Annotated in this window: 4 protein-coding genes; 1 reads left to right on the forward strand and 3 read right to left on the reverse strand. The window is 65.7% G+C overall.

Features of this window, described 5'->3' with window-relative positions; translation table 11 throughout:
• Window positions 1–357: hypothetical protein (locus AC1D34_RS30500; RefSeq protein ID WP_476826230.1), on the reverse strand; the 357-nt coding region annotated here is incomplete at its 3' end.
• Here AC1D34_RS30500 and AC1D34_RS30505 point away from each other — a divergent pair.
• The gene (locus tag AC1D34_RS30505) at window positions 343–5,925 is read left to right on the forward strand and encodes an autotransporter-associated beta strand repeat-containing protein (protein WP_476826231.1); all 5,583 of its coding nucleotides are present in this window, start codon (window positions 343–345) and stop codon (window positions 5,923–5,925) included. The two genes, AC1D34_RS30500 and AC1D34_RS30505, sit on opposite strands and share 15 nt — an antisense overlap.
• A gap of 534 nt (window positions 5,926–6,459) precedes the next feature.
• Here AC1D34_RS30505 and AC1D34_RS30510 read toward each other — a convergent pair.
• Window positions 6,460–6,903 carry a twin-arginine translocation signal domain-containing protein gene (locus AC1D34_RS30510; RefSeq protein ID WP_441508970.1) on the reverse strand — a complete coding sequence of 148 codons (444 nt, stop codon included), beginning with the start codon at window positions 6,901–6,903 and terminating at the stop codon, window positions 6,460–6,462.
• 23 nt (window positions 6,904–6,926) lie between these two features.
• The coding region (locus tag AC1D34_RS30515; RefSeq protein WP_476826232.1) for an MFS transporter at window positions 6,927–7,798 on the reverse strand (872 nt) is incomplete at its 5' end.

Genomic DNA, 7,798 nt, shown 5'->3' on the forward strand with positions numbered 1-7,798 from the left:
GGGGGGGTCGGCGGCAATGGCGGTGATGGTGGGGGCGGCATCGCGTTCGCGGTGCCGGGCGCGGTTCTCACCAACAGCGGCACGATTAGGGCCGGAAATGGTGGGGCGGGCGGGAGCGGCTCTGCCGGGGGGATCTATATCGGCGGTGCGATTTTCGGCCAGGTCGTTGGTGATGCCGGCACCGCCGGGAGAAATGGGGACGGGGTTCGCGGCGCCGATCTGACTGTCATCAACAGCGGAACGATCGCCGGCCGGAATGCCATAAATTTTACAGGCGGCAACAACACGCTGACGCTTCTGCCCGGGTGGGCGCTGACCGGTAACATCAGTGTCACCGGCAGTGTGACGTTCAATCAATCTGTCGACGTCACCCTGTCCAATCCCATCGTCGGCTCGGGCGCGGTCATTCAGAGTGGATCGGGCATTCTGACGCTGAGTGGCAGCAATACCTATTCGGGCGACACAACGATCGCATCTGGCAGCGCGCTCGCGCTCAGCGGCGCCGGCAGCATCGCGGCCTCGAGCGGTGTGAACCTGACGACGGGGGCGACGTTCGCCATTTTCGGTTCGACAGGTCCGGGCGCCGCCATCAAGTCGCTGGCCGGTACCGGAGGAATCGTCGCACTCGGCACTAACACGCTGACTCTGTCGAATGCCTCAGGCTCTTTTGGCGGCAACATCCACGGCACCGGCGGGCTGACGCTGACGGCCGGCACCGAAATCCTGACCGGGACCAGCAATAATTATTCGGGTGCGACCACCATCAATGGCGGCAGCCTGGTCGGCGGTGCCGCAAATGCCTTCAGCGCGGCCAGTGCGACGAGGATCAACAGCGGCGGCACGCTGAATCTCGGCGGCCACACCCAGACGATCAATTCCGTGTTGCTCGCGGGCGGCACGTTGACGAACGGGTCGCTGAGCGGTGCGGTGACGTCAACGGGCGGCGCCATCGACGGCCTCGGTGGATCAGCCACCGTGACGACGACCACCGGCACCACGACGGTTTCAGGCACCAACACTTATACCGGCGCCACCACCATTAACGGCGGCAGCACCCTCGCGCTCAGCGGCACCGGCAGCATCGAAGCTTCGAGCGGCGTCAACGTGGCAACGGGCGGGACGTTCAATATTTCCGGTTCGACGGCGCCTGGCGCAACCATCCAGTCGTTGGCCGGTACGGGAGGAAGCGTCGCGCTCGGCAGCAATACGCTGACGTTGTCGAATGCGTCAGGCTCCTTTGGCGGCGTGATCAACGGCGCCGGCGGACTGACGCTGACGGCCGGCACCGAAACCCTGACCGGGACCAATGGCTATACAGGCGCAACCACCATTAATGGCGGCACGCTTGCGCTGAGCGGCACCGGCGGCAGCATCGCAGCTTCGATCGGCGTCAACCTGGCACCGGGCGGGACGTTCGACATTTCCAGTGCATATGATCCTTCCAGATCTTTCTTTGGCGCAACGATCAAGTCGCTCGCGGGCTCCGGTGGAACGGTCGTGCTCGGCTCCGTCTTTAGCATGCTGACGCTGTCGGACGCATCGGGAACATTCGGTGGTGCCATCAATGGAGCCGGCGCAGTGGTGCTGACCACCGGCACCGAAACCCTCAGCGGAATCAATGGTTACACCGGTCCGACCTTCATCGAGGACGGCACGCTTGCTCTGAACGGCATCGGCAGCATCGCAGCTTCGAACGCGGTCAGCACACGTGGGAGCGGAACCTTCGACATTTCCGCCTCGGCCGGTGGCGCGACCATCCAAACGCTGGTTGGCGACACCGGAACCGTGGCGCTCGGCAGCAACACGCTGACGATCTCCAACGCTGCCAACGCGGGCCCTTCCTCTGGCACCTTTGGCGGCGCCATCAATGGGGCCGGTGGCCTGAAGCTGACCGGCGGTACCGAAACCCTGACGGGGACTAATGGCTATACCGGCGCAACCACCATCGAAGGGGGCACCCTTGCGCTCAGTGGCGCCGGCAGCATCGCGGCATCGAGTGGCGTGAACCTGACAGCAGGCGCGTTTGACGTTTCCGCTTTGACGGGTCCGGGCGCCGCCATCAAGTCGCTGGCGGGTACAGGCGGAAATGTGACGCTCGGCACCCATACCCTGACGCTGTCGAACGCCTCCGGCACATTCGGCGGTGCGATTGCTGGAAGCGGCGGGCTGACGCTCACGGCGGGGACCGAGACCCTAGCCGCAAGCAATGGTTACACCGGCGCGACCACGATCAATGGCGGTACGCTGGCGCTGAGCGGCGCCGGCAGTATTGCGGCCTCGAGCGGCGTGAATCTGGCAGCGGGCGTGTTTGACATTTCAGCCTCGACGGGGGCGGGCGCTACCATCTGGTCGCTGGCCGGTACTGGGGGAACCGTGACCCTCGGCGCCAGGACGCTGACGCTGGCGAACGCGTCGGGCACATTTGGGGGCGCGATCACTGGAAGCGGCGGGCTGACGCTGATGGCCGGCACCGAGACCCTGACGGGGAACAGCTCGGCGTTCAGCGGCACAGTCAATGTCAATTCCGGCAGACTGCTGATAGGCGCGGGCGGCACGCTCGGCAACGGCGCGGCCACCTTCAACATCCACAACGGCGGCACGCTTGGAGGGACAGGCAGGGTCGGCGGCAACGTCGCGATCGATGCAGGCGGCATCCTGTCCGCGGGCTTCAGCCCGGGGACACTGACCATCACCGGCAATCTCGTCCAGAACATTGGATCGATCAGCAATTTCGAGCTTGGCCAGTCCGGTATCGTTGGCGGCGCAAGCAATGATCTCGTGAATGTTGGCGGTAATCTTTCGATGGCCGGCACGCTCAACCTCACACCGCCCTCAGCAGGCTGGTATCGCCTTTACAATGTCACGGGGACGATCTCCGGCTCCTACGACACCGTCAATTCCGGCGCGTTAAGCCATACGATCTACACGACGATTCCGAACCAGGTGAACGTGCTGCTGGCCGGGGCCGGTCAGGTCGTCCAATTCTGGGATGGTGCCGATGCGACCGGCAACGGGGCTGTCAACGGCGGAACCGCGACGTGGAATGCCGGTAACACGAACTGGACTTCGCTGCCCGGCGCGCAAATCAACGACCAATGGCGCGCAGGCGTCGGCATTTTAGGGGGCGTGGCGGGAACGGTCACGGTCGCAGACCCGCAGTACATTCAAGGTCTGCAATTCACGGTTGGCGGCTATACGCTGACCGGCGGGACTTTGAACATGACCGGCGATCCCTTCAGCGATCCGGCCAAGAGCTTTATCACCACCGATGCCGGCGTCACGGCGACCATCGACTCGACCATCGCCGGCGCTGGCATTGGCCTGACCAAGCAGGGCGCCGGCACGCTCGTCCTCACCGGCACCAACATTTATACCGGCGGCACCACGATCAACGCCGGCACCCTGCAGCTCGGCAATGGCGAAACCACCGGCTCGATTGCGGGCGATGTCACCAACAACGCGATCCTTGCGGTCGACCGCTCCGACACGGTGACCTTTGACAATGTTGTTTCGGGCACCGGCGCACTGCAGCAAAACGGCACCGGCACGCTCGTCCTCACCGGCACCAACACCTTTACGGGCGGCACCACCATCAACGCCGGCACCTTACAGATCGGCAATGGTGCAACCACGGGCTCGATCGTCGGCGACGTCATCAACAACAGTGTTCTTGCGGTCGACCGCTCGGACGCGCCGGTGCTATCCGGCGCCATCTCGGGTACCGGCGCACTGCGGCAAAACGGCACCGGTACGTTCGTCCTCACCGGCACCAACACGTATACCGGCGGCACCACGATCAGCGCCGGCACCTTGCAGATCGGCAACGGTGGCACCACCGGCTCGATCGTCGGTGCTGTCATCAACAACAGCATCCTTGCGATCAACCGCTCCGACGCGCTGACGCTGCCAGGTGACATCTCGGGCACCGGCGCGCTGCAGCAGAACGGAGCCGGGGTCACCACGCTGGCGGGCGCGGCAAGCTATGTCGGGGCCACGGCGGTGAATGCCGGCGCGCTGCTGGCGAATGCGGCGAACCGGTTCAGCGCCAGAAGCGCGGTCACGGTCGCGGCAGGAGCCGTCCTCGACGCCAACGGCTTCAATCAGACCATCGCCTCACTCGCCGGCGCGGGCACTGTGGCTCTCGGCGCCGGGCGACTGACGCTCGCCAACGCCGCATCCACCACATTTTCCGGTGCCGTCGCCGGCAGTGGCGGACTGACGCTCGCCGCCGGCACGCAGACTTTGTCAGGCGTCAGCACCTATACCGGCGCGACCGCCATCAATGGCGGCACGCTCATCGTCACCGGCTCGATCGCCGCGTCCTCCGGCGTCACCGTGGCAGCCGGCGCTACGGTCGGCGGCTCGGGCCGGCTGCCCTCGATGACCGTACACGGCACGCTATCCCCGGGAAATTCGCCGGGTACGCTGACGGTGAATGGCAATCTCGTGCTGGGGCCGGGCTCGCTCTATCTCGCCGAGGTGCAGGGCGCGGTTTCTGACCGGATCAACGTCACCGGCACGGCAGCACTGGCCGGCACGCTGCGGCTTGTGCCGCTCGGCGGGGCCTATCTCTTTTCCGCGTCCTACACCTTGCTCTCGGCGGCGGGTGGGCTCGGCAGCACGACCTTCGGGACTGTGGATGCGACGGGCCTCTTCGGAGACGGCGTGACGACCAACATCGGCTATACCGGCACCGAGGTCCTCCTGAGCCTTGCGCCGAAGGCGCTCGTCCCAATCGTGACGCCGTCACTGGGTGTGCCGGCGCCGCGCAATGCTGCGTCCGTCGCTTCTGGCATCGATGCCGCCGTGGCTAGGGGCGCCGACCCGTCCGCAATGTTTGCGATCTTCAACCTGCCGGCCGCCGCCATTCCCGGTGCCTTGAACCAGCTCTCGGGCGAGGTCCACACTTCTGCGCTCTCCATGGCCAACAGCGCGGCGGGCCAGTTCCTGCGCACCATGCTCGACGGTTCAGGCGCAGGCAGGCTCTCGGGCCAGCCTGGAGGTCCCGGCGGCGCCGCCGGTTTCACCGCCGACCTGCCTTCCAGGCAAGATGGTCCCGGTCGCGCGACCTTCGACCCCTCGCGCTTCTCGCTCTGGGGCGCGACCTTCGGCTTGACCGGGCGCACCGACGGCGACAAGGCCGCAGGCTCCGCCAATCGCAACCTCTCCGACGGCCATGTCGCAGTTGGAGCCGACATCAGGCTTGGCTCGAACACGGTCGCGGGTCTCGCTGTCGCGAGCGGCCAGTCGCGCGCCTCGCTCTCGGGGGGGCTCGGCAAAGCCGACGCCGATGTTTTCCAGGCCGGACTCCATGGCCGCACCACGCTCGGCAGCGTCAACCTCGCGGCGGCGCTGGCCTATGGCCGGCTCGAGACCGATACGAGGCGCGCGATCCCGGCGCTCGGCCTGACCGGCGTGACATCCTCCTACACCACGCAGGCTTGGAGCGGCCGAATCGAGGCGAGCCTGCCGGTCATCATCTGGAGCGACATCACGCTCTCGCCGTTCGCCGCCTTCCAGGCCGTGCGCGCGAGCAGGCCGGCCGCCCTCGAGCGCGACGGGACTGGCGTGACCGCCGGCACCCTGGCGCCGGCGCGGCGATCCGACATCACCAGCCGCAGCGAACTCGGCCTGCAGCTCGATGCCAACCTGATCGCCGGCGCGACGCCGGTCACCGGCTTCGTGCGCGCCTCCTGGGCGCAGTATTACCAGCGCGACGCGGATCTCACGGCCTCGATCAACGGCCTGCCCGGCGCCAGTTTTGGCGTCACGGGCGCAAGGCCCGACCGCAACGCAGCCCTGCTCGCGATGGGAGCCAACATCAAGCTCAGCCCCAGCGTGAGCCTCGGAATGCGCGTCGACTCCGAGTTCGCGGCAAACACGCGCAGCATTGGCGGTACTGCCCAGTTGCTCGTCAGCTTCTGAGCCAGGCGCCAGCGTTTGGACCGCTGCCGGCTGGCATCATGCCGGTGGGAGCATAGCCCGCCTTCGCGGCTCGGCTTCGCAGGGCGCTCCACGGGCTGACCTGCCTGAACCCAGACATTCCACATGTCGGGAATGGGCCACTTTTGCTCGTCGACTAGTGCGCCAACCAAGACTGCCCGAAAGCAGACACCCTGGATGTCGGGAACGGGCCAGCTCCGGAAGCTCAGGTTCCCAGAAATGAACGTGCTCATCGCTGCTCGCCCGGCCATTGAGAGCGGTAGATTGGTCGTCGCAACTGTCGGAGTTCCGCTCGCGAAGCCGATAGACGGGACGCCGGGAGGGGCGCGGGCACCGGGCAATCAACAATAGTCCGACAGGAGGCCACTCGATTTTCGAACGAGCTTTGCCGAAGGCGCCCTTGCAGAGGGCGGACTGGATTGCCAGCTGGCAGGAAAACCGAGCTTCTCGGCCTGTTTGAAAACGAAGTGACGCCCGGCAGGGCCGGGCGTCAAAAATCATATTGCGGAACTTCTCCTACAATCGCGGCAACACTATGCCTCGTTTTTCATTAACCTCGCTCTTCGGGCGATTGGGCATTCGTTCGTCTTCCCCCACGTGTCGCCTGTTGAACAGGCGCCGATCCGCGCCAGTGACAGATTGAATGCCCCGCGGTGACAAAATACGCATGATGGTGACAGGCGCTGTGCGCCTTGAGAGATCGCCTTGGCGCTTGGGCAAATAGAGATCGCCCGCCAGGGTGATGCCGTATCGGTTCTTGAAGGTGACCTTCCGATGATCGACCTTCTCGCTCTTCGGGAAAGTCTTGTCCCAGTCCGCTGTCATGCCTTGAGCCTTTGCTTTGGAGAGGTTGAAGAGTGATGCGGCTGCCAAGGCTGCGACGCCCGCACCGGTCAGCTTCATCAAGTCGCGACGGTCCAGGCGTGCGGACGACGCTGTGATCGTGTTGGAGGTGTCCATCGTTATCTCCCCGTTCTCTGTGACTATTCGGGCTTCAGCAGACGTTTTCCGTTGCCGATCAGCGCGATGCCGATGGCGGCCAGGGCGACGCTCCCCAGGAAGGTCGCGAAGATCGACAGACCATCGAGCAGCATCCCGCCGACCACGGCCCCGAGCAGGATCGAGGCTTGGATCGCGGCCACCATCAGGCTTCCGGCGGCCTCCGGCGCATCGTCGACGTTCTGCGACATCCAGGTCATCCAGATCACCGACATGGCGGTGTTCATCGCACCCCAGAGAGCCAGGAAGAGGCCCACTGCGGCGACCGAGCCGCCGAGCAGCAGGAGACCAATCGTGCAGCCGCCCATCAGCAGCGCGGGCAGCTTCAGGAGAGGAGCGACGCTGCCATGCAGGAAGCGGCCGGAGCCCCAGGTTCCAACGAAGCCAGCGCAGCCGAGCACCAGCAGCAGGATCGACAGCGTCGTCACGTCGGCTCCCGTCACCTGTTCGAGGAACGGGCGCAGGTAGGTGAACATCGTGAAGGCCGAGCCCCAGGACAGCATCGACGCGATCAGGCCGCGCAGGAAATACGGGCGCTTCAGCAGGCCGAACATGGTCCGGAAATCCTGCGGCTGGCGCGCGGGCAGCGACGGCAGGGCGATCACATGCCAGACGAGGTTGACGGCGACGATCGGCGTCAGCGCCCAGAACACCGCGCGCCAGCCGAACAGACCGCCGAGATAGCTGCCGACGGGCGCGGCGAAGGCTGCCGCGATCGCTTGCCCGCCATACATCAGGGCCAGCGCGCGAGGCACCTCGCTATCGGGAACCAGGCGCATGATCACGGCCGTCGCGAGCGCCCAGAAGCCACCGATGCAGATCCCGAGCAGGGCGCGACCGAGCATCAGCACCGCGA

The organism is Allobosea sp. P1_A7 (assembly GCF_056406775.1).

What these genes read in the sequence shown, in the direction of transcription:
- AC1D34_RS30510 (WP_441508970.1), bottom strand. Translation starts at nt 6,903, where the DNA reads ATGGACACCTCCAACACGATCACAGCGTCGTCCGCACGCCTGGACCGT.